This window comes from Ruegeria sp. AM5, assembly GCF_056540645.1.
This window is the reverse complement of record NZ_JBQFXC010000001.1, coordinates 281332-305026: the sequence shown is the minus strand read 5'-3', so window position 1 is coordinate 305026 and position 23695 is coordinate 281332. Positions and strand designations below refer to the sequence as shown.

At 60.9% G+C, this 23695-nt stretch carries 26 protein-coding genes; 4 read left to right on the top strand and 22 right to left on the bottom strand.

Features of this window, described 5'->3' with window-relative positions; all coding sequences use genetic code 11:
- Position 1 precedes the first annotated feature (1 nt).
- Positions 2-1303 (top strand): pyruvate dehydrogenase complex dihydrolipoamide acetyltransferase, encoded by a 1302-nt coding sequence (locus ACR0AH_RS01565; RefSeq protein ID WP_480590037.1) that lies wholly within the window; start codon positions 2-4, stop codon positions 1301-1303.
- A gap of 72 nt (positions 1304-1375) precedes the next feature.
- Here the strand turns inward: ACR0AH_RS01565 and cysE are convergent, their stop codons facing one another.
- Positions 1376-2185 (bottom strand): serine O-acetyltransferase, encoded by an 810-nt coding sequence (gene cysE, locus ACR0AH_RS01560; RefSeq protein ID WP_170396508.1) that lies wholly within the window; start codon positions 2183-2185, stop codon positions 1376-1378.
- Between the two features lie 86 nt (positions 2186-2271).
- On the opposite strand from cysE, the gene ACR0AH_RS01555 reads away from it, so the two are divergent.
- Positions 2272-2610 (top strand): TraR/DksA C4-type zinc finger protein, encoded by a 339-nt coding sequence (locus ACR0AH_RS01555; RefSeq protein ID WP_170396506.1) that lies wholly within the window; start codon positions 2272-2274, stop codon positions 2608-2610.
- Here the strand turns inward: ACR0AH_RS01555 and ACR0AH_RS01550 are convergent.
- The 17 genes from ACR0AH_RS01550 to ACR0AH_RS01470 form a co-directional block, all read right to left on the bottom strand.
- Positions 2591-2887, bottom strand: coding sequence for a DUF7742 family protein (locus ACR0AH_RS01550; protein ID WP_170403088.1), 297 nt, complete (start codon positions 2885-2887; stop codon positions 2591-2593). The two genes, ACR0AH_RS01555 and ACR0AH_RS01550, sit on opposite strands and share 20 nt — an antisense overlap.
- Before the next feature lie 2 nt (positions 2888-2889).
- Positions 2890-6870: a baseplate multidomain protein megatron gene (locus ACR0AH_RS01545; RefSeq protein ID WP_480590035.1), complete on the bottom strand. Its 3981-nt coding sequence runs from the start codon at positions 6868-6870 to the stop codon at positions 2890-2892.
- Positions 6870-7310, bottom strand: coding sequence for an NlpC/P60 family protein (locus ACR0AH_RS01540; RefSeq protein ID WP_480590033.1), 441 nt, complete (start codon positions 7308-7310; stop codon positions 6870-6872). The genes ACR0AH_RS01545 and ACR0AH_RS01540 overlap by 1 nt, the downstream gene beginning before the upstream one ends.
- Positions 7310-8194, bottom strand: coding sequence for a DUF2163 domain-containing protein (locus tag ACR0AH_RS01535; protein ID WP_480590031.1), 885 nt, complete (start codon positions 8192-8194; stop codon positions 7310-7312). Before ACR0AH_RS01535 ends, ACR0AH_RS01540 begins: the two co-directional genes overlap by 1 nt.
- Positions 8194-8826 (bottom strand): DUF2460 domain-containing protein, encoded by a 633-nt coding sequence (locus tag ACR0AH_RS01530; protein ID WP_170466389.1) that lies wholly within the window; start codon positions 8824-8826, stop codon positions 8194-8196. The genes ACR0AH_RS01535 and ACR0AH_RS01530 overlap by 1 nt, the downstream gene beginning before the upstream one ends.
- A 12-nt stretch (positions 8827-8838) precedes the next feature.
- The gene (locus ACR0AH_RS01525; RefSeq protein WP_480590029.1) at positions 8839-9501 is read right to left on the bottom strand and encodes a phage tail tape measure protein; all 663 of its coding nucleotides are present in this window, start codon (positions 9499-9501) and stop codon (positions 8839-8841) included.
- Positions 9488-9697, bottom strand: a complete 210-nt coding sequence (locus ACR0AH_RS01520) for a rcc01693 family protein (RefSeq protein ID WP_170374019.1) — start codon at positions 9695-9697, stop codon at positions 9488-9490. The genes ACR0AH_RS01525 and ACR0AH_RS01520 overlap by 14 nt, the downstream gene beginning before the upstream one ends.
- On the bottom strand, positions 9694-10008 hold the full coding sequence (locus tag ACR0AH_RS01515) for a gene transfer agent family protein (RefSeq protein ID WP_170733372.1): 315 nt from the start codon (positions 10006-10008) through the stop codon (positions 9694-9696). The genes ACR0AH_RS01520 and ACR0AH_RS01515 overlap by 4 nt, the downstream gene beginning before the upstream one ends.
- Positions 10008-10421 (bottom strand): phage major tail protein, TP901-1 family, encoded by a 414-nt coding sequence (locus ACR0AH_RS01510; protein WP_170733373.1) that lies wholly within the window; start codon positions 10419-10421, stop codon positions 10008-10010. The genes ACR0AH_RS01515 and ACR0AH_RS01510 overlap by 1 nt, the downstream gene beginning before the upstream one ends.
- A 20-nt stretch (positions 10422-10441) precedes the next feature.
- Entirely contained in the window at positions 10442-10855 is a 414-nt protein-coding gene (locus tag ACR0AH_RS01505; RefSeq protein WP_170663689.1) for a DUF3168 domain-containing protein, read from the bottom strand.
- A complete protein-coding gene (locus ACR0AH_RS01500) occupies positions 10852-11190 on the bottom strand; it encodes a phage head closure protein (protein WP_480590027.1) in 339 nt (112 codons plus the stop codon). The genes ACR0AH_RS01505 and ACR0AH_RS01500 overlap by 4 nt, the downstream gene beginning before the upstream one ends.
- A complete protein-coding gene (locus ACR0AH_RS01495) occupies positions 11187-11786 on the bottom strand; it encodes a head-tail connector protein (RefSeq protein WP_480590025.1) in 600 nt (199 codons plus the stop codon). Before ACR0AH_RS01495 ends, ACR0AH_RS01500 begins: the two co-directional genes overlap by 4 nt.
- Before the next feature lie 172 nt (positions 11787-11958).
- Positions 11959-13137 carry a phage major capsid protein gene (locus tag ACR0AH_RS01490; RefSeq protein ID WP_480590023.1) on the bottom strand — a complete coding sequence of 393 codons (1179 nt, stop codon included), beginning with the start codon at positions 13135-13137 and terminating at the stop codon, positions 11959-11961.
- Between the two features lie 29 nt (positions 13138-13166).
- The gene (locus ACR0AH_RS01485; RefSeq protein ID WP_480590021.1) at positions 13167-13712 is read right to left on the bottom strand and encodes an HK97 family phage prohead protease; all 546 of its coding nucleotides are present in this window, start codon (positions 13710-13712) and stop codon (positions 13167-13169) included.
- A gap of 26 nt (positions 13713-13738) precedes the next feature.
- Complete coding sequence (locus tag ACR0AH_RS01480; protein ID WP_170724052.1) at positions 13739-13957, bottom strand: GTA head formation protein, RCAP_rcc01685 family; 219 nt, start codon at positions 13955-13957, stop codon at positions 13739-13741.
- Positions 13950-15110 carry a phage portal protein gene (locus ACR0AH_RS01475; RefSeq protein ID WP_480590019.1) on the bottom strand — a complete coding sequence of 387 codons (1161 nt, stop codon included), beginning with the start codon at positions 15108-15110 and terminating at the stop codon, positions 13950-13952. The genes ACR0AH_RS01480 and ACR0AH_RS01475 overlap by 8 nt, the downstream gene beginning before the upstream one ends.
- A 120-nt stretch (positions 15111-15230) precedes the next feature.
- Positions 15231-15941: a methyltransferase domain-containing protein gene (locus ACR0AH_RS01470; protein WP_480590017.1), complete on the bottom strand. Its 711-nt coding sequence runs from the start codon at positions 15939-15941 to the stop codon at positions 15231-15233.
- A gap of 462 nt (positions 15942-16403) precedes the next feature.
- Between ACR0AH_RS01470 and ACR0AH_RS01465 the strand changes: the two genes are divergently transcribed.
- Positions 16404-16658 (top strand): hypothetical protein, encoded by a 255-nt coding sequence (locus ACR0AH_RS01465; RefSeq protein ID WP_480590015.1) that lies wholly within the window; start codon positions 16404-16406, stop codon positions 16656-16658.
- Positions 16659-16731: 73 nt separating this feature from the next.
- Here the strand turns inward: ACR0AH_RS01465 and ACR0AH_RS01460 are convergent, their stop codons facing one another.
- Positions 16732-18102 (bottom strand): DNA-packaging protein, encoded by a 1371-nt coding sequence (locus tag ACR0AH_RS01460; RefSeq protein ID WP_480590836.1) that lies wholly within the window; start codon positions 18100-18102, stop codon positions 16732-16734.
- Positions 18103-18535: 433 nt separating this feature from the next.
- Positions 18536-19423 (bottom strand): DMT family transporter, encoded by an 888-nt coding sequence (locus ACR0AH_RS01455; RefSeq protein WP_480590013.1) that lies wholly within the window; start codon positions 19421-19423, stop codon positions 18536-18538.
- Positions 19424-19748: 325 nt separating this feature from the next.
- On the opposite strand from ACR0AH_RS01455, the gene ACR0AH_RS01450 reads away from it, so the two are divergent.
- On the top strand, positions 19749-21008 hold the full coding sequence (locus ACR0AH_RS01450; RefSeq protein WP_480590011.1) for a DEAD/DEAH box helicase: 1260 nt from the start codon (positions 19749-19751) through the stop codon (positions 21006-21008).
- A 113-nt stretch (positions 21009-21121) separates the two neighbouring features.
- Here the strand turns inward: ACR0AH_RS01450 and mltG are convergent, their stop codons facing one another.
- Together mltG and fabF are read right to left on the bottom strand one after the other, a co-directional pair.
- Positions 21122-22279 (bottom strand): endolytic transglycosylase MltG, encoded by a 1158-nt coding sequence (gene mltG / locus ACR0AH_RS01445; RefSeq protein ID WP_170512919.1) that lies wholly within the window; start codon positions 22277-22279, stop codon positions 21122-21124.
- Positions 22280-23545 (bottom strand): beta-ketoacyl-ACP synthase II, encoded by a 1266-nt coding sequence (gene fabF, locus ACR0AH_RS01440; RefSeq protein WP_170403139.1) that lies wholly within the window; start codon positions 23543-23545, stop codon positions 22280-22282.
- Positions 23546-23695: the final 150 nt, after the last annotated feature.

The window sequence follows — 23695 nt, the reverse complement described above, 5'->3', positions numbered from 1 at the left end:
AATGCCCACCGAAATCCTGATGCCCGCCCTGTCCCCGACGATGGAGGAAGGCACACTTGCAAAATGGCTCGTCAAGGAAGGCGACACCGTCTCCTCGGGCGATCTGCTGGCCGAAATTGAAACCGACAAGGCAACAATGGAGTTCGAGGCCGTTGACGAAGGCACCGTCGGCAAGATCCTTATTCCTGAGGGAACCGAAGGCGTTAAAGTCAACACCGCCATCGCAGTCCTGCTGGAAGATGGAGAAAGCGCTGATGATATCGGCGCAACACCAACCGCTGCTCCCGCGGCTGCGCCAGCTGCCGCAGCGGGCAACGAGGCTGCCGCACCGGCGGCACCCGAGGCGTCCGCCCCTGCCCCAGCGGCACCGGCCAAAGCGGATGGCGGTCGTATCTTCGCATCCCCCCTTGCTCGTCGGATTGCCGCGCAAAAGGGTCTAGATCTGGCTCAAATCTCAGGTTCTGGCCCACATGGCCGTATCGTCAAAGCCGATGTGGAAAGCGCCACAGCCGCACCTGCAGCGGCACCTGCGCCTGCTGCTGCAGCCGCCCCAACCGCCGCCGCTCCCGCAGGTCCATCGGCGGACGCCGTGGCCAAGAAGTACGAAGGCCGCGAATATGAAGAGATCAAACTCGATGGCATGCGCAAGACCATCGCCGCGCGTCTGTCTGAGGCCAAACAGACCATCCCGCATTTCTACCTGCGTCGCGACATTAAGCTGGATGCGCTACTCAAGTTCCGCAGCCAGTTGAACAAGCAGCTCGAAGGCCGGGGTGTGAAGCTCAGCGTCAACGACTTCATCATCAAGGCCGTCGCCAACGCGCTGCAGCAGGTGCCCGAGTGCAATGCCGTCTGGGCGGGTGACCGGGTTCTGCAACTGAAACCTTCGGATGTGGCTGTTGCCGTCGCCATCGAGGGCGGTCTGTTCACTCCGGTCCTGCAAGATGCCGACACCAAATCGCTGTCGGCGCTGTCGACCGAGATGAAAGACCTCGCCGGGCGCGCCCGCGAGCGCAAGCTGGCCCCGCACGAGTACCAAGGCGGTACTTTCGCGGTCTCGAACCTCGGCATGTTCGGCATCGACAATTTCGATGCCATCGTGAACCCGCCGCATGCAGGTATCCTCGCAGTTGGTACCGGCCTCAAGAAACCCATCGTGGGCGATGACGGAGAACTGACGGTCGCAACCGTCATGTCCGTCACCATGTCGGTCGATCACCGGGTCATCGACGGCGCGCTTGGCGCTCAGCTGCTGCAAGCCATCGTCGACAATCTGGAAAATCCGATGGTCATGTTGGCCTAAGCCCAGAAGATCATGCACAAAAAAAGGCCGCCTCGAACCCCAAGGCGGCCTTTTTCGTCTATTCACTCCGAATTACTGGTCTTTCCCCAGCATATGATCCATCGAGATTGACGGCTGATCGCACCCGGCCTCGCCCACGATCTTGGCGGGAATGCCAGCGACCGTCGTGCACGGTGGCACTTCCTGCAGCACCACTGATCCGGCGGCGATACGGCTGCAATGGCCAACCTCGATATTGCCCAGAACCTTAGCACCAGCGCCGATCAGAACGCCGTCACCAATGGTTGGATGGCGCTGTTCTTCTTCCTTACCGGTTCCGCCCAGCGTCACCGAATGCAGCATCGAAACATTGTCCCCAACCACAGCGGTTTCACCGATCACGATAGAATGGGCATGGTCGATCATGATGCCTTTACCGATGCGGGCAGCTGGATGGATATCAATGCCGAATATCTCGGAAGATCGCATCTGGAAGAAATACGCCAGATCATGGCGCCCCTTGTTCCAAAGCCAGTGGGCCACGCGATAAGCCTGCATCGCCTGATACCCTTTGAAATAAAGGATCGGTTGCAGCAGGCGGTGGCAGGCCGGATCGCGTTCATAAACAGCCATCAGGTCCGCGCGCGCGGCTTCAATCAACGCTTTGTCGTCAGCATAGGCCTCATCCACGATCTCACGCAGTACCATCATCGACATCTCATTCGAGCATAGCTTGGCCGAGATGCGATAGGACAATGCCCTCTCAAGACTGCGGTGATGCAAGATACAGGCGTGCACCAACCCACCCATCAGCGGCTCTTTCTCGACGGCTGCATGGGCTTCCGAGGTGATGCGGTCCCAAACCGGGTCCACAGGTGTCACTTGGCTGCGCGTTTCGAACATGGCTTTTCATCCTTTGCTGCGCTTAGAATAGCCATCTAGTCGTAAAATTACCAAACGCAAACCCTTGATATGCACTACAACAAAAAATGAACTCAGCCGATCTGGACCATTTTCGGAAGCTTATTCACCAGCGCCTTCGCGATCTGGCCGCGCAATCCGCCGCCGGTCAGGATGCGCAATCAGTTGTGGAGCTGGATCAACAGGCAGTGGGTCGGCTCAGCCGGATGGATGCGTTGCAAAATCAAGCAATGGCCAAGGCGCAACAGGCCCGGCGCGACACCGAAACGCATCGGCTTCGGGCCGCGCTGAACCGGATGGACGAAGACGAATTCGGCTATTGCGAAGATTGCGGCGAGGAAATAGCGCACGGAAGGCTAGAGCTGGACCTTGCCGCCTCAAAATGTGTCAGCTGCGCATCTGGCTGATTTGGAACCGGATCAGTTTGCGCAGAACCATCTCGAAACATTGGCAATATTGCAGATCGTCGAAATTTGGCTCGTCTGCCAAGGGCCGGCAGCGCGCGGCTGCCATCAACGAGCCATTTCCATAAACAGGATGCAACCGCCCTGTTCTGGCGACATGTCGATCCGCCAGTTCGGCCTCAGCAATCAGGAGGGTGCTTATCCTATCGCGGTCGGTTCGCGGCGCGGCCAGCAAAGCCCGCGCCGCCGCGCTGAGATCTCCGTGCAGGACTGGCCGCACGGCTAGCAGACCGAAAGGCGCGCAAACGCCCCGGGTCCGTAGGTAGCCGAAACCTGCGCGACTGCGATATCGTAGGGTCCGGCCAGCCCGTCATCGGCTTTCATCGCGGCAGAATACTGCCAAACCGGATCACTGGTGACAGTTTCGCGCAACAAAGCACCCTCAGTGAAGACGCGGATCAGATAGGATTCGCTTTCTTCGCCCAGAGGCACATCCAATGCGCTCCAGTCATCGCCGTCAATCCGGGTGCGGCGCACCCACGAGATCTTGTCCCCGGTAGCCGACGCAGAAGCCTGCAAATGCACTGGCGCATAAGGCCTCAGCCCATTGCCATCGAACGCTTCAACCAGATGCACATATGCCGGGTCCTCGTAGCCGCGCGTTGCAGGGCCGATACGGTAATGCTTGGCCATGCGGCGTTCGGTGCGCAGCAATCCGGTCTGATAAACACGTTCATCCAGTAGGACAAAGGTAGACGCTTCAGGCCATACATCCGGCATCAGGGCATCCGTACCCAGCTGACCACGCAAGCGGCCTGACAAATTGTAAACGCCAGTCTCCTGCAAGACCGCATCCGAGAACTGAAACACTTCCCAATTGCCCGGTGTTCCGTCACCGATGGCAGCCAGATTGGCACCACTCAGCAACGCCGAGCGGGGACGAGACTCCAACACGCCATCGATCAAGTTGACACGCAACGCGGCCCCTTCGTCCCAGATCCCAGCGCCTGCGCGTCGCAGGGGTGTTTCGGTGAAGCCAATCACCGCCTGCCCCGCGATCACTTGATGCAAGGTATAGCCCTCATCCTGTGCAGCCGAATAAACAGCCACGTTACCGGGCCAGGGCTCGGCCGATATCGCCAGATACGGCGCATGGGGCGCTTCGGATCCAGTGATCAGCGGCAGATCCATGAACACCGGCAGAACTGGCACCGGAGCAATGAACGGCTTGGCTGCCGCCACATCGTCCAGCACGTCGGACGGCGTATAGACGCCGGGTTCAATCCGTACTGCATCCGCCAATTGCATCTCGGCCTGTTCCAGCCGGTCAATCCGATATAGCGTTCCGTCCCCGGCATCCGGCAAACGCACCACATCGCCGGCCCCGACATGCAGCAGCGAGGGCGGCAGAGCAAAGCGCGCCGTCTCGCGCGAAATGCGGGATTCGCTCAGCCAGCGCTCGACCGTCTGACGCCCTTCGGCGCGGGTCATCGACAGAGGCATTTCGTTGACGGCGACCGAATGGGTTCTGTCATCAGGCAAGACGGCCTCTTCCGCGACAACATCATGGTCCGCATCCGACTGGACGAACCGCAGACGCACACGCCCGGTCATCTCGGCCTCAGCCTCGCGGCGATGTTCCACTGGCCCGTCGATATCCGCGCTGATGGCGATCTGCTCGGGGTCGATGTCAACGGCCTGACGCCCGTCGCGGGTTTTAAACTTCAGCACCCCGTCCCGCTCGATCGCGTCGAACCCATAGCGCAGCATCAGCGGCTGCAAGGCCTGCCGAGCGTTCATTACGTCCTCAACCGCGTAACCGCGTACCACGCCGTAGAGCTCGGACACATCAATCGCCGTCACCCCTGCCTCATGGCAGATTTCTGTCACGACCGAGGCCAGAGTCCGCGACCCGGACCGCCCGTTCAGCCAATGCCCACGTGCATAGTTATCGCCGTCCGACCACTGCGTCCGCAGGTTCGGGAAAGTCGGGAACGGACGCGCATCCCAAGCCCAGACAAAGGCGTTCGACAGGTCCACCATCGGGCCGTCATAGATATCTGAAACCGGGTTGATCTCAGTATCACCCCAATAGCCAAGGACGGCCCGAAGGTACTGAACCATGATAAAATCATCCCGTACTCCATTGGAATAGCGCGGCAAATTCGATTCAGACGACTTTGGGTCCAAGAATTTGTTCGGCTGGTTCGTGCCCTTGTCGATGGCCGCGCAGCCGAGTTCGGTGAACCAGATTGGCTTGGACCCCGGAACCCAACCCGTGGGTGTTTGCTGCCGCACGCCCCCGATCCGCTCATGATGTCGGTTCGCCCACCAGTTGCGCAGGTCCTTGTACCGCCAGACCCACGGCTCGCCATGATCGTCATCAGTGATCGGGCTTCGGATCTGCGCTTCGGCTTCCTCGGGTGACGCATAGTACCAATCATACCCCTCGCCGCCTTCGATATTGCCGCGCAGATAGTCCAGATCGTAGATCGACCCATTCGACACCTCAGCGTCCAGATGCGAGCCCCCATCCCGCCAGTCGGACAGCGGCATATAGTTGTCGATGCCGACAAAATCTATGTTCTCATCGGCCCAAAGCGGGTCGAGGTGGAAATACCGGTCTCCGGTGCCGTCTTGCGGCTGATACCCGAAATACTCGGTCCAGTCTGCGGCATAGCCGATCTTAGTTTCCGGCCCCAATATCGCGCGCACTTCCGCGGCCAGAGACCGCAGCCCCGCAACTGCAGCGAAGCCAGACGCGCCGCGGATTTGCGTTAGCCCGCGCATCTCGGACCCGATGCAGAAGGACTCCACGCCGCCCGCCGCCTTGCACAGGGCCGCATAGTGCAGAATGAACCGCCGTAACCCCCATTCACTTGGGCCGCGATAGGTCACTTTGCTGCCGCTGGTCGAGAAATGTGACGCGCGCGCCGTACCAAAGAACGCCGCCACCTGCGCATCCGCATCGGCAGTTTGATCCGGCGAGCCTGGCCGCCCCGGAGCAACATCCAAAGTGATCCGCCCACGCCAGGGTAAATGAGGTTGATCCGGCGCATCGGACCACGGATCAGGCAGGCCGTTGCCCTCTGATTGCTCCATCAAAATAAACGGATAAAACATAACCCGTTTGCCCGAGCTCTTCAGGTGCCCGATCGCCTGCACTACGGCCGCATCAGCCGGTGTGCCGCCATAAACCGGACGCCCATCCTGCCATTTCACCTGCCCCGCCGCAGTTCGGGGCAGACCTGAAACACTCCAGGGCATGTTTGCGCCCTCGATATTCTTGCGTTCAACCTTGGGGCGGATCTGGCATTCTCCGCAGCGCAAATCATCGCCGAACCACGACACGATCAACGAAGCCGCCTCGCAGCCCGGCAATTCCTGGCCGAGCGCCCGCGTCGAGGTCACCAGATCGGACTTGCCCGATGGTGAATTGAAATTCGCCGCCCAACTGCGCCCCCGGCCCTTGGTGTAATTAACCTGAGATGAAGCCAGTGCGTATTCACCCGTACCCGGCATCAAGGCCACCCCCTTGATGATCCGAGACAGCGCGTCCTCGGCATCCGGCATCTCGTCTTGTTCCTGCCGCACCACCTCGAACGAGAATTGCGGCACGCGGTTGCCAAAGGGGCCCAGCGCCAGATCTTCGATCACCACATAAGCCGTGCCGCGATAAGCGGGCACCGTGCCTGCCCCTTCGACCGCTTCAATGAGCGGGTCGGGCAATTGCTCGTGATCGCCGCGATAAATTCGCATGTTCAGCGATCTACGCTCGACCTCTTCACCATCGGCCCAGACACGCGTGATATCCGCAACCCGTCCCGCGCCCACGGCAATCGCCAGAGACACAGAATAGCTGTAGCTATGCGTGGTTGTCGTTGTCGTCACTTCAACGGGCTTGGGTTTCCCCTTGCCTCCACCGCCACCGCCTGATGTTTGCGTCGTCGTCGAGGTCGAGCGGGTTTCCAGAAAGTCCGAGGCCCAGATGACCTGTCCTCCAACTCGCATCCGGCCGTAGACCGTCGCGACGGTCGCACCCTCACCGGTTTCGGTGAGACGGAAACGATCCAGACGCCCGGTCTCGACCACCTCGCTGCCGCCGCCCATTACGGATTGGCTGGCCATCAACCGGTTGTCGATCACCCGCCCCAGCGTCGCCCCGACCGCGCGGCCAATCACCGCCGTGGACAGACCCGCAACCGAGCCCCCGATCGAACCACCTATTGCCGCACCTGCAGCAGACAGAACTATTGTGGCCATCAGAAATCCTCCAGCGGGAATTCGAAACAAGCGACCACGCGGCGACGCCAAGGCTCGCTCAGCGTGTTTTCAACAACACCATGCCCGGTATAGGCGTGGATGAATCGCATCGGGTCTTGGGCGCTGACGATGCCCAGATGCTTTGCCACGGCCGCATCCCGCATCCGAAACAGCAATACATCCCCCGGGGCCGAATCATCGGGCGATTTCTCGACTAGATGGCGACGGGCTACGGCCCACATGCGTTCCTCACCCTGCGGCTCGGACCAATCCATGCTGTAGACCGGCACCGCCTCAGGCTCATGCCCCATCACCGCGCGCCAAACGCCCCGCAGCAAGCCCAGACAATCAGCGCCTGCACCCCGAACAGAGGCCTGATGAACATAAGGTGTGCCCAGCCATCCGCGCGCTTCGTCCACGATATCTTGTTTTGTCCGCATCACCGCCTGCTTCCCCCTTTGTGTTGACTACTGCGCTTGGGTACGGCCATGACCCAATCCTCGTGAGGCAGGTCAGGGAAGCCCTGAAAATTCAGCATGTTGTTGAACTTCAGTCGGCAAGTGGTCATGCGCTTGTCACACCCGGCGATCAGCTGGACCCGGTCCCCAACCGCCAGCCCGCCGCCAATCGCCGACCACAGCGTGACATCGCGGCCATCTCTGACCTGTTCATCCAGCTTGATCGAGGCCCACAGGCCCTGCGCAGCCCCGTCCAGCACATCCAGCCTGCCGCGTTCAAACCAACCCGCATCAGAACTCTCCGCGCCCTGCAAACGCAAAGCCGCGCCGTCCAGCGCGACAATTTCAGCCTCAGCGCGATAACCCGGCGTCTCCAGGGCAAAGCGGCACGCCTTATCCCCGAACACTGCCGTACAGGGCTTCTGATAAATCCGCCCTAAAGGCCGGTTCAGCAGATCGGTCAACCCGCGCAATTCCGCATGAAACGCCCCGCCAGCGCGACGCAACTCACCAATCGAACCACGAAACTGCAGCATCCGCTGCTCAGGATCGGCCCAATTGACCAGCCAGGCCTGCACCTCGGCCCCATCAAAGCGCCCCGCCTCGATATCCTCTTCCCGGACCGAGGCATCAGACAGCGCGCCCATCGCCTCGGTATTATCGATCGACAGGCCGGTTGCCTGCTCGATCGCCGCAGCGGTCAGACCGGTGCTGGCTTTGAACACCAGCCCGTCAAAGCGCAACTCCATATCGTGATCCGTGAAACCATAGACCTGCCCGTCGCTGCGCGTGATTGCCCAGCAACGACAGGTGGTGGTCAGCCCGCTTTGCAAATGCGCCTGCAGCGCCTGTTTGTCCCCGCTCATCAGACCCGCACCTCGACCACCGGTACGTTCGGGACGTCACCGGCCTGAAAGCTGGCCACGCTGGTCTGGATCTTGTCGGTGTTGAACCGTACCGGAACGTCGAACTCAAACCCGGCTGTAATCTCGACCTGCTCAGGCGGCGGGGCCGAGAACATCACGCGTCCGGTCGCCAAATCGACCTCAAAGTCCACGCCTTCGCGTTGCGCGTCCTGATCCAGCCCCAGCGTCACGGTCCCCAGTACCGGCTTCAGGATTGGCCGCACATAGCTGAACCCGCCCGAGCTGTAGGTCTTGACCAGTTGAAACGAAACCGTCTCGCCATCTCCGCGCGCAATCACCTGATCGCCCTTGTCGACCTCAGCCGTCGCCGCGCCCGATTTGAAATCCGACCAGTCTTTCCAGCGGAATCCAAACATCTGGCCTTGCCGCGCCTCGAAGAAGGAAATCAATGTCTCGATATCGTCTAGCGACCGCATCCCCAGCCCGGCATCATAGCGCCTGCGCGAATGCGCCCAGGGCGTGTTGCGTTCTTCGAACCCGTTGGCCAGCGTCACGATATCCGTGCGCCGTTCCGGCCCACCGACCGAGCCAAAGCTCAGGCTGGCGGGAAATCTCACCTCGTGGAAATTCATCGCCTGCTCCCCTTATCTGTTGCGATTGCCGCGGCCCAATGCGCGGCTCATCTGCGCCGCGATCTGGCCTTGAGAGCGGCGGAACCCCTGCACATCCGCTGTTGAGATATTCATCACCACGTTGACCGCTCGCCCGCCGCCCTGCGTCCGCACACCCAGCTTGCCATCGGCCCCGCGCGCTAGCGGCATGATCGCCTCGGGACCCGCCTCACCCATCAACCCGGTGCCGCCTCGCATCGGGAACATGGTCGGGCTGCTAACGACCCCACCATTGGCAAACGGCATCACACGGCCCTGAGAAAAACTGCCGCCATCGGCAAAGGGCAGTATCCCCTGCACCAAGCCACCCACCCCATTGGCAAGCATCCCGCCGAAATGATCCGTCACCGGTTTGATCGCCGCCGAATACGCCGTGCGGATCATCGAGTTCTTCAGCACATCCAGCGCCCCCGACAGGTTCATCCCATCCAGCACCACGCCATCAAAAGCCTTGCGCAACCCGCCCGACATGCCACGCTCCAGCGTAGCCACATCCTTTCCGGTCTCTTCAAACGCGGCCTTGATCCGTCGCATCTGGCCATCAAATGCCGAGGCCATGGTCGCCGCATCGCCCAGCGCGTCACCCAGCGCATCTCCCCGCTCCTGCAGGTCGTCAAAACCATCACGATCCGTCATCACGCTCTCCTTGTGTCTTGTCCGGATAGGCCGCGAGCAGCGCATCCAGCCCTGCCCGGTTCATCGCCGGCATCCCCGCGCCCTGCCCCAGCATCAGCCGCAGCTCGGCCGGGGTCAGACGCCAGAACTGATCCGGCGTCAGGCGAAGGCCGAGGAACCCGGCCCGCATCAGTACGGGCCAGTCGAACCCGCTCACTCGGGCACCATGAAGGCGCGCGCCAGCAGCTCAGCCGCCGCCTTCGCACCCGCCATCGGCCCGCCTGCAATCTCGACATGCAGCAGATCATCGCGGGTCACCTGAGACCCGCCGCCGCGCAGCCCGGCAATAAGCAACGCCAGCACATCGCCGCTGGAATATGCGCCACCCTCGAACCGCTGCACCAGCTCGACCAGAGACCCGGCTTGCAGCTCCTGTTCCAATTCCGCCAAAGCGCCCAAAGTCAGCTTGAGCACCCGCTGCTCCCCATCGATGGTCAACGCCACCTCGCCCGTCCACGGATTGGCCATCAGAGCGCCGTAAAGCTCAGCGCACCAGCGCTTGCCATGCTCATCTCATAGGTCGCCTCACCGTTATGCGAGCCCGCATATTCGATGCTGCTGACCTGAAACGGGCCTTCGATAATACCGAAATCGGGGATGATCACCTGAAAGCCGGGCGTCTCACCGTCAAAAAACAGCTGGCGCGCACGCTCATCTGTGCCCGCATCCTTGAACACGCCCGAGCCCGAAATCGCGGCCGATTTGACCCCGGCCCCCGACAGCAACTCGCGCCACCCGCCCTGACTTTCCAGGCTGGTCACATCCACACTTTCCGCGTTGAAACTGATCCGCGTGGCGCGCAGGCCCGCGATGGTCTCGAACAGGCCGGTGCCGTTCATATCCACTTTGACCAAAAGGTCTTTTCCGTTCTGGGCAGCCATATGCTCTCTCCGTTGATTGCTTAGTCGTCTTCCACGCGGGCGCGGAATCTCAGATCGATCTGGCGGATCGCGCCGCCAGTTCCCGTGCGCCGGGCGCTAGCGCGTTCGAACCACAGCCCCACCAGATGGCCCCGGTCCAAGCTCAGCGCTGCACCTTCCAGCGCGTCACACACCGCGCCCGCCAATGTCTTGGCCGCACTGAAGCCCGCCGCCTCGGACACCACCGAAACCGTGAACCGGTGCAATGCGCCCGCCCCCGACCGGTCCGAGGCGTCCCGCACCTCCTCCGGCCCGAGCGTCACATAGGTCTGAGGCAGCACCCCCGATGGCACCGCGTCATAGATCGCACCGCCTGACAGGGCGCTTACCTGCACATCCCCCAAAAGCTGTTGAAACACCGCCGCCTGCAAAGCGGCTGCAACGCCATAGCTCATGCCGCCACCTCTTCATCTGCGAAACAGGTCAGGTACTGGCCGCGCGGGTCACGCTCGGCGACGGCGCGGATCACAAACCGGCGCGTCCCTTCGGCAAACCGCTGATCCGGCGCAGGCCGCATTTGGGACCCCTCGGGCGCGCCGCGCACCACGATCCGATAGCCAACCCGCGACACCGAGGCACCGCCGACCGCCCGTTCTGCCCCACTGCGCGCCGTGACTTCCGCCCAAAGCGAGCCCAGCGCGGCCCATGTCTCGGTGTATCCACCCGCGCCATCGGCACTGCGCACCGGAGCCTCCAGCACCAGTTTGCGGTTCAATCGCGGCGCGCTCATTGCATCACCCCTGCGCCGAAGCGCACCGTGCGATAGCGCTGGATCAGGCTGGTCACGCCAAACGGCATACACCCTGCGCCCAGCGCCGTCTCATCGCGGTATTCGTAGTAATGCGCCGCCAGCAGCAGCACCGCCTGCCCCAGATCAGCGGGCAGCCCGCCCCAATCCGCAGCCATTCCGGCCGTGAAAACGATCTTCACCGAGCCGCCGGTCTGCACCCTTGGCAAGCAAGCGCCAACCGGACGCAACCGAGGGCGCTGCATGTCGCGCTCCAAACGGTAAGCTTCGGCATCCACAACCATGTCGGTCCCCGCCGCATCCGTCAGCGTGATCGCAGCAACCGAGACCACCGGGGCCACCGGCAGCACTTCACCTGCTGGATCGCGCCAACCGTTCAGGCTCCACGAGAAATCCCGTTCGATCAGCACCTTACCGGTGCGCGCCTCAATCGCCGCAATGGCCGCACGCAGAAAGCCATTCAACACCTCGTCCTGCACATTGCCCTCGGCAAACCCCGTGCCCAGCCGCAGATGCGCCTTGAACTGATCCACCGGCAGCGCCGCATCCGCGATGGCGGTTTCTTCGATCAACATCATCCATTCACTCCGCAATCTCGGACCCCTCCGGGGCCGTATCCTTGGAAAATGACGGGCACGCGCCGCCCCACGTTGCTCGGACGGAGGGGAGCAGCTAGACAACGCGGGGGATCTCACCCCGGCCCGCGCCCGCCGCCCGAGGGGCGTTGCAGCCCCCCGGATCCGCCACCGCTTAGGCGATGCCGAATTTCAACAGTTTGATCGCAGCAAAATCGCTTACGTCGCCGCCAACACGCTTAGTCGCGTAGAACAGGACATGCGGCTTGGCGCTGAACGGATCGCGCAGCACGCGCAGATCGGGACGCTCGGCGATGGTGTAGCCCGACTGGAAGTCGCCAAAGGCAATGGAATAGCTGTCGGTCGCTGCATCCGGCATATCCTCGGCGATCAGCACCGGATAGCCCATCAGACGCGCAGGCTCACCCGCCGCCAGACCATCGGACCACAGGAAGCGGCCATCGCTGTCCTTCAGCTTGCGGATCAGACCCGCGGTTTTCGAGTTCATCACGAAAGTGCCGTTCACCCGGTACTGCGCGCCCAGCGCATAAACCACATCCACAATGGCATCGGCATCAACGCCGCCATCGACGCCGGTCGCGATATAGCCCAGGCTGTCCCAATCCCAGCTGTCATTCTCCATCGTGCGGTGGGTCAGAATGCCTTTGGGCTTGTCCACACCGTCGCCATTGATAAACGCCGCTGCCTCGGCCCGGGCGAACTTGTCGGCGATGCGACCGGCCAACCAGCCTTCGACGTCGAACGCGCTGTCATCCAGCAGGCGTTGCGAGGCCTTGGGCAGCGCGCTCAGCTCGTGCAGCGGGATCGAGATACGGTCAATCGAAGGCGTACCAGTTTCCGCAGTCGCAGAGTTTTCATCCGCCCAGCCCGCACCCACATCCGTATGGTCGATCAGCACGTCGAACGAGTTCGCCTCGACATTCACCACCGACGCAATCGAACGGATCGAAGCGGTCGAATTCAGTACCGATTTGATCGCCTCAGCGGTCTGCGGATCAACCAGAAATCCGCCATCACTGTTCACCGCCGTCGACAGAGATTTCGATTCCATCTCAAGCCCGCGCAGCCCGTCATCCTCGCCCGAACGCACATAGGCATCAAACGCCTTCTGATGCGGGGCGCCGTCTTCGATGGACGCCGCAAGATGCGGACGCGCCGCGATGGTTGATTTACGATCCAGCATGGTCAGTCGCTCTTCTGTCTGTTGCAGTTTGGTTTTAACTTCAGCCTTCAGGCCCTTGAATTCATTCACGAAGCCAGCCATCGCCTGCTTCACCTCCTGAACCAGGGGCGCACCCTCTCCGGTCAAGGCCGGGGTCTCGGTCTTGCTCATCAGCACTTCCTTTTTGGGGGGTTGAGGCGCTAGGTCCGCGCCAGCTCCTGCCGGGCGTGATCAAACACCTCGGCAATACTGCGCCAGGTGTTTTCAGCGTCAGGCTCAACACCTTTCGCCGCCACCCGCGCACTGGGCAGCATCGGGAACGTCACCAACGACACCTCCCACAGCTCCAGTTCCGTCAGGACCCGCTGGCCCTTGTCATTCTTCACAGCCCGTTTGGTGCGATAGCCAATTGACAGGCCATCCATTGCCCCCGCCCGGATCAACTCGGCCGCCTCACGGCCTTTCTGCGTGCTCTCCAGCAAACGTCCTTTGACCCAAAGGCCCCGGTCATCCTCGCACACCTCGTCCCAGACGCCGATGGGCTGCGCCGGATCATGCTGCCACAGCATCTTGACCCGCTGACCAGCGGCCTTGAGCCCCTCAAGCGATCCGCGATACGCCCCGCACAGCACCACGTCACTGCCCTGATCGACCTGCCCGAACAGACTGGCGTAACCTTCGATCACCGCATCCTCGGTCACCGACAACCCGTCTCCGAACCGTGCGAATTTATGTTCCAAATCCATGAACTTCTCCATGTAACCCGCTGACATTATGGTGTTACCGCAAGGAATGACTGAAACGCCTGCGCCAGGATTACCGCCGCCACGCCGTACACTGTCAGCCACAACCGTTTCTCCAGCCGCTCCATCATCTCTTCGATCTGATCCAGCCGCCGACACAGGTGGGCGTGCTGGATCTCGGCCACCCGCTCATGCGCGGCCAGGCGCAAGCCCGGCGCGCAATCGAACGGAGGATACCCGTCACCCATCGCCACGCTCCGGCAGCCCCAGCAACGCGCGTTTCTCGGCATCCGTCAGAAACTCAGCCCCGCTCACCCGCGCCCATTGCGCATCCCGTTCCGCAGACAGCGCGGGCACCTGATCCAGATCCGGCTTCAGCACCAAATCCTCACCCGAGAAGCCTGCCAGCCACTCGGACATCGCCGCCGCCACCCGCGTCACCAGGGGCAGCACGGTCAGGCGGTAAAACGCCCGGTTGGCCTCCTGATAGTTCGAATAGGTCGCGTCGCCCTGGATCCCCAGCAGCATCGGCGGGACTCCAAAGGCCAGTGCGATCTCGCGGGCGGCGGCTTCCTTGGTCTTTTGAAACTCCATATCGGACGGAGAGAACCCCATCGGCTTCCAATCCAAGCCCCCTTCCAGAACCATCGGCCGACCCGCATTGCGCGCCCCGCGATAGTTCTGCTCAATCTCATCCGACAGACGCCGGAACTGATCCTCGGCCATCACCCCATGGCCATCACCCTTCCACACCAACGCCCCCGAAGGCCGCGCTGCATTGTCCAACAACGATTTAGACCACCGAGACGCGCTGTTATGCACATCAATCGCCATCGCCGCCGCCTGCATCGGCGAGAACCCATAGTGATCATCCTGAGGGTGGAACGATTTGATATGACAGATGTTTTCCGCCGCAAACCGGTGCTTCTTGCCGCCTACAGCGTAGTCATACGCCTTGGGCCACCCATCCGCCCCCGGCACCACGCTCATCCGGTCGGATCGCAACACATGCAGTTCAACCGGCAGGTTCTCATCAGCCTGCACCGCTTCGACATAAGCATTGCCCGACAGCAGCAACTGCCCGAACAAGGCTTCCATCAACTCCGCCCGCCCCTGCGCCGCATTCGGACGGCGCATCAGCGACAGAATCGGATGGGTATCAAACCGCTGCGCCTGATCCTGCAAAACCAACGGCAAAGCCGCCGCCGCCTCGGCAATCAACTTGACCGAGCGAAACCCCACCGGGTTCCCCGAAAACCCCGTCCGTGTCAACGACACCGTATCCCGAGGGCTCCACGCCACGCGCCCGCCCGTCTGCCACGCCACCACAGGCCCCGCCGCGCTCGCCTTCGCCTCAGGTGCCTCGCCAGCCGATCCACGACGCAAGAAATCGAATACCATCTGTGCTCCTTTCTGCCGCCGCTCTGCCCGGCTTGTTGAAAGGAGTTATGACGGAAAGAAGTTTAAGCCTTGGGAATGGGGCGTACGGCGGGTGGGCAACGGAAGCGGACCGGCAACCAATCAGGGTTTCCTGCCGCTGACAATATAAGCTGACGCCTGAAATACGACTCCGCCGTTGACCGCGCGGAACTCTGCAAGAGCGTCGTCTGCACAAGCTAAGACACTCGCGATTTTCTCTTCACTCAGGTGAATATCAAACAGAGGCAACCATCCGCGCAAATCGGCCTCAACCATAATTCTAGCGCTTGGGAACCTCGCCGGCTCGGTTTTGTTGGTAACTGAAATGTCCAAGAAGCCAGCCTTTTCATAGACTGACGCGACCTTTTCAGATCTTCCCAACGAGTAGGGTAATCTCAGGGCATCTGCGGCCGCCCTGCTGATTTCCGACTCCAGAAGTTTGATTATCGCATGATAGGCCGGATTGTGATCCAGATCATTCCAAACAGCTACTGAAACCACTCCATCCGGCTTGAGCACACGGTACATCTCGCGTGCCGCCTGATTACGATCTTGGAAAAACATAATGCCGAACTGAGAGAGCACGGCGTCAAAAACGCCGCTCTCCAGCCCGGTATCCTCTGCACCGGCCAAAACCCAGTCAATGCGCGGCTCAACCTCTCGCGCAGCCGCAATCATCCCTGGCGCCGGATCGAGCCCGGTTACATGGCCTGCATCGCCGACCACTGATAACAAGTGCCGCGCCAGAACACCGCTGCCGCATGCAATGTCCAAAACCTGCTGGCCCGCTTGGACTCCGGCGGATTTCACCAAATGTGGGGGCCACGGCGCAAACAATGCGGGCACGAACAGCTCCTCATAGCCACGCCCAGCGTCCAGTTCTTCTTGTGAAACAGTAGGTTCCATAGTGTCTCTCCGGCTCAGTCATAAGAACCCCGACACAAAAGACCCTACACCCTCTCTCGATTCGAAACGAGATGTGCGACCTTCTCGCTATTCCTCGCATGTATGGCTTCACAAATTCCGCACCCTGGACCGCCGATACGCCCCCGCAGGCCCTACCACCAACTCATGCAACGCCCAGACCAGAGCATCGACCCGGTCAGGCGAGCCCTGCCCCTTACTCCAGCTTGGCCGATTGCAAGGTTTAGCAGCTCGCTGGACATTTAACCCAATTCCTTTGCAATCGCCGCCAAGTTCTTGTGATTTCGTGCCACGGCAATTGTCTGCGTTTCACATGCCCCCACGTGTGCTTCAGATTAAAGAGGCCACCCGATGAATGAAAACGAACCTGCACCGTCCGGACACTCCGATACGAACAATAACTGGACCAAGGAACCTACTGCTGCCGACAAACACGTCTACGAGGTGTTTGCCTCCAATGTAGTCGTTCTTGTGCAGCTGCTTGATGACTACAAAACAATGATGTCGCCGGATGTCCATGCAAGGCTGTTTTCTTCGCTGCTGACGTTGTCCCGGTTGCTCGGCGAATACGAGGACAGTTGGAATCAAGAGTACCCAATGTCCTGAACCTGAACACGCCCAGCGAAAGATCAATTCTCTAGGCGAAGCATGATTGTTTGTAGAGCAAACCTCAAAGTGCTCACAAACTCCGCACCCTCGGCCGCCGATACGCCCCTGCGGGCCCTACGACCAGCTCATGCAGCGCCCAGACCAGTGCGTCGACCCGGTCGGGCGAACCCTGCCCCTCGAACCCGCGCGCGGTCATCTGGCACATCTGCTCCTCCAGCGCATCCAGACCCGCCACATGGCTTACCCGCCCCTGTTCGTACAAAGCCGCCACCGGCTCGGCCCGCGCGACCTTGCCGCGAGACGCCCGCACCGCGCGATAAGGCACCAGAGGGTCCACCTGCCGCACCACTTCTTCCACCAGTTGCCCGCCCTGATTGACCTCGGCCACCAGCCGTTCGGCCCCGAACTCATTCATCGCGTCAATCGCCGCCTGCGCCCAACCCGCCGGACCAACGCCCTGCACCGTCCGGTCAGCCAGTACATAGGCCCGCCAGTCCTCGGGTGGCCCCTGTAGCTGAGCACCAACGACCACGATCCCGCAGGCATCCGCATCCGACCCCGTCGTCACCGCCGGGTCCAGCGCCACGACAACCCGGTCCAATGCGGGCACCTGCGCACAGCGCGCCGCCTCCAGCATCGAGCCGGTCCACAGCGCCCCTTCGGCATCCGACAGCAACACACCGTCCAACTCCTGCCGCCCCAGCCGCGTACCTGCATAACGCGCGCGCACCTCGTCCAAGAAGGACTCTGCCAGATTGGCCCGGTTCGCCTCGGTCGGCGCATGGGTCTGCACGGTCGACGGCGACGCCAGCAAATTCTTCAAAACCTTCACATTGCGCGGCGTCGTCGTCACACAGACCCGAGGCCGATCCCCCAAACGCAGTGCAAATTGCAACATATCCCAGGTCTCGCCCGCCTTCTTCCACTTGGCCAGCTCATCCACCCAGGCCGCATCAAACTGCGGCCCCCGCAGCCCCTCGGGATCATGCGCCGAAAACGCCTGCGCCTCGGACCCGTTAGGCCAAACCAGCTTGCGTTCAGACGCCTTCCAAACAGGCCGCCGATCCGGCGGTGAACACTGCAATATCCCGCTATCCCCAAAGATCATCACATCGCGCACCTGATCAAAGGTCTCACCGACCAAAGCCACGCGACTGGCCTCACCCTTGTCCAACGGCAAAGACCCCTCGACCACCGACCGCACCCATTCGGCCCCGGCCCGCGTTTTGCCAGCCCCGCGCCCGCCCATGATCACCCATGACCGCCAGTCGCCCTCAGGCGGCAACTGATGCGGCAGCGCCCAGAACTCGAACAGGAAAGGGAGGGCACACAGCCCCCCCTCCCCGATCTCACTCAGAAATCTGTCCTGCACCGCAGCAGGCGCGGAGGCGAGCCAGCCTGCACCCGATCTCAGATCGTGCCCGATCAAGGTCGAGCGCATAGCCCCCTTGGGCAATTCCGGCTTGTCTGTGATGTTGTTCGACAAAGCTTGTCTCCACTTTCTGGCAACTTCGGATCAGCCCCTCTAGCTGACCCAGTTGCTTGCCTGTTCCGGCAAGGTCTGCATCCTCCCCGGCACCGATCTGTTTTCGCAGTTCTTCCGCTGCTTGGCGTAGATCGCGAATGGATCTTTCGAGCGACTGCAATAAATCAGCCGTCTGAGAAATCCGCTCTTCCGGGGTAATCAAAGTCATGTTTGCCTGTGACCTCATGCGTGAGTTTTTCCGCACGAGAGAAACGAAAAACGACCGCCGGGTCGCCCCGGGGCCGTTGCCCACCTCTTCTAGCATGACATAATTCGTACCAAGAAAAGTGCGCAAAGTCAATGCGTTACACAACGCAGATGCAACACCCGGCGTCCGATCGGTTAACGATCAGCCCCGCATGACCTCAAGAAACGCAGCACTTACGATCAACGCCGCACCCAATGCTTCTCTCATCCCAAACGGCTCGCCCGAGAAGACCGCCGCCGAGATCAGGCCCACCACAACTTCGCTCATCAGCAGTAGACCAACGCGTGCCGGGGTCAGCTTGGTTGCGGGCCAAATCGTCAGAAAAAACATCGGCAAGGTGTACAGGACCGACAGCAACGCGACCGGGCCGATACGTATAACCATCTCGCCGACTGCCTCTGATGACGCAATACCGCCGCTGAATGGAACGCTCAGCAGAGACAACACCAAAGCGCCTGAAACAAAGGCAAAAACCTGCCCCGGAACAGAGATACCGGACGTCCGATAAAGCCCCAGCGATCCCATCGCCCAAGTGATCCCCGAGATCAGGGCCAGCCAGTCTCCAGTATTGCGCGGCCAAGGAAACCCCTGTTCTCCGCCAAGCACGATGAACATGCCACCCAGACCGCAGAGTAAGCCCAGCACGCGCGCCGGGCCAAGACGTTCACCCAGAAACACCATTCCAAGGATCGTTCCCCAGACCGGTGTCAGATAGAACAGCAGGATTGACCGGACGACATCTGTGTAAACCAGACTGATGGTAAACAAGCTGAACGCAGCACCGGTGAACATCCCGCTCAAAATCAGCCCGCGCCAGTCTTTCAAAAGCGCTTGCCGTTCGCGCATCAGGAAAGGCGTCAGTACGATCAACGCCGAGGTGTACATCACAATACCGGGCCATGGGCCATCCAGTCCTTGGTCGACAAAGTAGCGAACCGGAATCCAGTACAGCCCCCACATCATCCCGCCGATGACAAGGGCGACGCTGGCGGTCCTCAAATCCGCTCCGTGTAAAGCTCTGAATGTCATGACCCGACTCATAAAACCTTCCGAACCGTATCTGGCAAACGCGCAACCCGCGCAAGCTTATCGCCGACACGGCGCTTGACAATCACGACCGCAAGGCGCATGTGCCCCTCAAACAGCGCTACCGCGTGAGCACGTGGGCGACACCGCCCCCAACAGCGCCCGATTCACCCATAGTTCCCCATCACGCAGGGTTCTTGACGCGACAACCAGATGCTGCAGGGAACGCCTGCACGTCCTGAGGTTTCGCACAACCCCTGCCGGTCGCGGAAGCGGCCCATCACGACTTGCCCGTGGACCTTTGCCTCGGGCTGTAAAGGATAGTTATTTGTTCGACTTCGATATGCTGGGCCTTGCGCCCGCTCTAAATGATGCGCTCAAACGCGCCAACTTCACTCAACCGACCCCGATCCAGAACCAGGCGATCCCGCTGGCCCTGAATGGTCACGATATCCTTGGCCTCGCCCAGACCGGTACAGGTAAGACATTGGCCTTTGGCCTGCCGCTGATCGACCATCTGCTGGCCCAGCCCGGCAAGCCCGATCCCAAAACCGCCAAGGCGCTGATCCTTGCGCCCACCCGCGAGTTGGTCAACCAGATCGCCGACAGCCTTCGCAACTTGACCAAGAAAACCAAGATCCGCGTCGCGACCGTGGTTGGTGGTCAGTCGATCAACAAGCAGATCATGTTTCTGGCGCGCGGCACCGACATTCTTGTCGCCACCCCCGGTCGCCTGATCGACCTGATGGATCGCGGTGCGGTTAATCTGGGTTCAGTCAAGCACCTCGTGCTGGACGAGGCTGACCAGATGCTCGATATGGGCTTCATCCATGCCCTGCGTCGGATCGCGCCGGAACTGGGCACGCCGCGCCAAACCATGCTGTTCTCAGCCACCATGCCGAAGCAAATGGAGGAGCTCAGCCGCGCTTACCTGACCAACCCGCAACGGGTGCAGGTCTCGCCCCCCGGCAAAGCAGCCGACAAGATCACGCAGTCGATCCACTTTGTTGAAAAGCCTGCAAAACCCGCCAAACTGCGCGAGATCCTCGCGGCTGACATGGACGCGCTGACGTTGGTCTTCTCCCGCACCAAACACGGGGCCGAAAAGCTGATGAAGGGGCTGGTCGCGGATGGGTTCAACGCTGCTTCCATCCACGGCAACAAAAGCCAGGGCCAGCGCGACCGCGCCATCAAGGCCTTCCGCGCGGGTGAGGTGAACGTCCTCGTCGCTACCGACGTCGCCGCGCGCGGCATCGATATTCCGGGCGTGGCCTATGTGATCAACTACGACCTGCCCGAGGTACCGGACAACTATGTCCACCGCATCGGCCGCACCGCTCGCGCAGGCCGCGAGGGTGAGGCCATCGCCTTCTGCTCGGCGGAAGAGGTCGACCTGCTGCGTCAGATTCAGAAGCTGATGAAGATCGAAATCCCGGTCGCCAGCGGTGAGATGCCTGAAGCAATCTCACCAAAGAAAACCCCGCGCCGCCCAAGCAACCGCCGTCGCGGCCCGAAACCTCAGCACTCTGGTGCGCCCAAACCGGGCGGTCAGAAACGCCGCCGACCGCGTCGCGCGAAAGCGGCCTAAATAAGAAACGGCCCGGTCGATTGACCGGGCCGTTGCTTTATCGGGGTCATAGCTTCGTGTTGTACAAGTCGGACAAAGTGCCGTTTCGAACCTGTACAACACGGACGATTGAATCAGTTCCCGGAATTCCGCTCAGCCTCGATCTCACGCCACTTTGCGACGTTGCGATTGTGCTCTTGCAGGGTCTCGGCAAAGGCATGACCACCGGTTCCGTCCGCAACAAAGAAGATGAAATCCGTGTTGTCAGGTGCCACCGCAGCCTCAAGGCTCGCAAGACCCGGATTGGCAATCGGGGTGGGTGGCAGCCCTTCGATGACATAGGTGTTCCAAGGCGTCGCACGGCGCAGTTCGCTTTGCCGCAAACCGCGACCCAAAGTACCCTGCCCTTTGGTTACACCATAGATCACCGTCGGGTCTGTCTGCAGCCTCATACCTTGGTTCAGACGGTTAACGAAAACGCTGGCTACCTGGCCACGCTCTTCCGGCTGACCTGTTTCTTTTTCGATGATCGAAGCCAAAATCAGCATCTCTTCGGGGCTGTTCAGAGGTAAACCATCCTGACGCCCCTCCCACGCCGCGTTGATTCTAAGCTGCTGTTTTTCCTGCATTTCAGCAAGAATTGCATTCCGATCTTCACCGGGTCTGACCTCATAGCTGTCAGGGGCCAACATCCCTTCAGCTGGCAATTCGGCTACTTCGCCGGTTAGCAAATCCATCGCCTTTAGCGACTCCACAATCTGCCAACTGGTGACGCCTTCAGCTAACGAGATGCGATAACGCGTATCCGCCTCACCGCGTTTTTCTGCATAAACTTCCGGGGCGTCCTCTTCGCCGATCACAAAGGAAGCCACCTCATCAAAATCCAGAGTCGCCGGGTTCAGTTCCCGCACGCGGGTCTGCATACGGGTCACACCAATGCGGTATTCGATCTCGGTCCCGCAAGTGCTGGCGCCGCTATGAGTTATGTCGTCGACGATTTGCTCCATCGACGCGCCTTCGCGAACCAGAAAGCTACCCGCTTTCAGCTGCTGAGATTTGTCTGTGTAATCAGCAGCTAAGCGGAAAATCAACCCGCTGCTGATCGCACCTTGATCCTCGAGGTCACGGCTGACCCGTGTCATGTTGGAGCCTGGCTTTACCTGCAGGCAGATCGCGGTTTCCAGCGGTCCTTCGGACTTGTATTGCGACTGCCCCCACAGGACGACACCGCCCATCAGGAACAGCCCAACGATCAGTATTGTCAACGCGTTCGAAGCGAGCGCTCGCCACATTTAGTTGACCTTTCCGAAGATCACACTTGCATTGGTGCCGCCGAAGCCGAACGAATTTGACAAGGCCACGTTGATCTCACGCTCGCGCTTGGCATTCGGGGCCAAATCGATCGGAGTTTCAACTGCTGGATTGTCCAGATTGATCGTCGGTGGCGCAACCTGATCGCGGATCGCAAGGATTGAGAAAATCGCCTCAATCGCGCCAGCGGCGCCCAGCAGGTGACCAGTGGCCGATTTGGTCGAAGTCATCGTCGCGTTGCTGGCGTGATCCCCCAGCAGGCGTTCTACCGCGCCCAGCTCAATCGTATCCGCCATGGTCGAGGTCCCATGCGCGTTAATGTAATCCAGATCCTTCGGCTCAAGCCCCGCACTACGCAGCGCTGCTTTCATCGAGCGTTCGGCCCCGTCGCCATCCTCGGACGGCGCGGTTATGTGATAAGCGTCACCCGACATCCCATAGCCCAGAACCTCGGCATAAATCTTGGCGCCACGCGCTTTGGCGTGTTCGTAATCCTCAAGAACTACAATGCCTGCACCTTCGCCCATGACGAAACCGTCGCGGTCGATGTCATAGGGGCGGCTCGCTTTCTTTGGATCATCGGCGTATTTGGTCGACAGCGCCTTGCAGGCGTTGAAGCCGGCGATACCGATTTCGCAAATACAGCCCTCGCCGCCACCTGCGATCATCACGTCTGCATCCCCGGCGCGGATGATGCGGCTGGCATCACCGATCGCATGGGCACCGGTCGAGCAAGCAGTCACGACCGAGTGGTTCGGCCCCTTGAACCCATGACGGATCGAAACCTGCCCCGAGGCCAGATTGATCAGCGCGCCCGGGATAAAGAACGGAGAAACCCTGCGCGGACCTTTGTCGCGGATCAGGTTGGCCGTGTTGGCAATTGATCCCAGCCCACCGATACCGGACCCAATCAGAACGCCCGTGCGCAGGCGGTCTTCTTCGTCTTCGGGCAGCCAATTGGCATCCTTGCAAGCCATCTCGGCTGCAGCGATGGAATATAGGATGAAATCCTCGATCTTGCGCTGTTCTTTCGGCGGCATCCAGTCGTCGGGGTTGAATGTCCCATTGGTGCCATCTCCGCGCGGCACTTCGCAGGCATAGGTCGTGGTGACCCCGCTTGCCTCGGCATCAAACTGCGTGATTGGTCCTGCGCCGGATTCTCCATCCAGCAGCCGTGACCATGTTTCCTCAACCCCACTGGCCAAAGGAGTGACCAATCCAAGACCGGTTACAACGACTCTGCGCATGAAGTGCCTCTTGCCTGCTTCCTGTTATGAGAACCGCTCATACCCCGGCCCGGGGTGCGGGGGCAAGAGCAACGGCATATTCTGAACCGGCATCCTTGTGCCGTAACCTGTTCAAATCCTCTGTCAATTGAGTTGAACGATGCCTGAAAT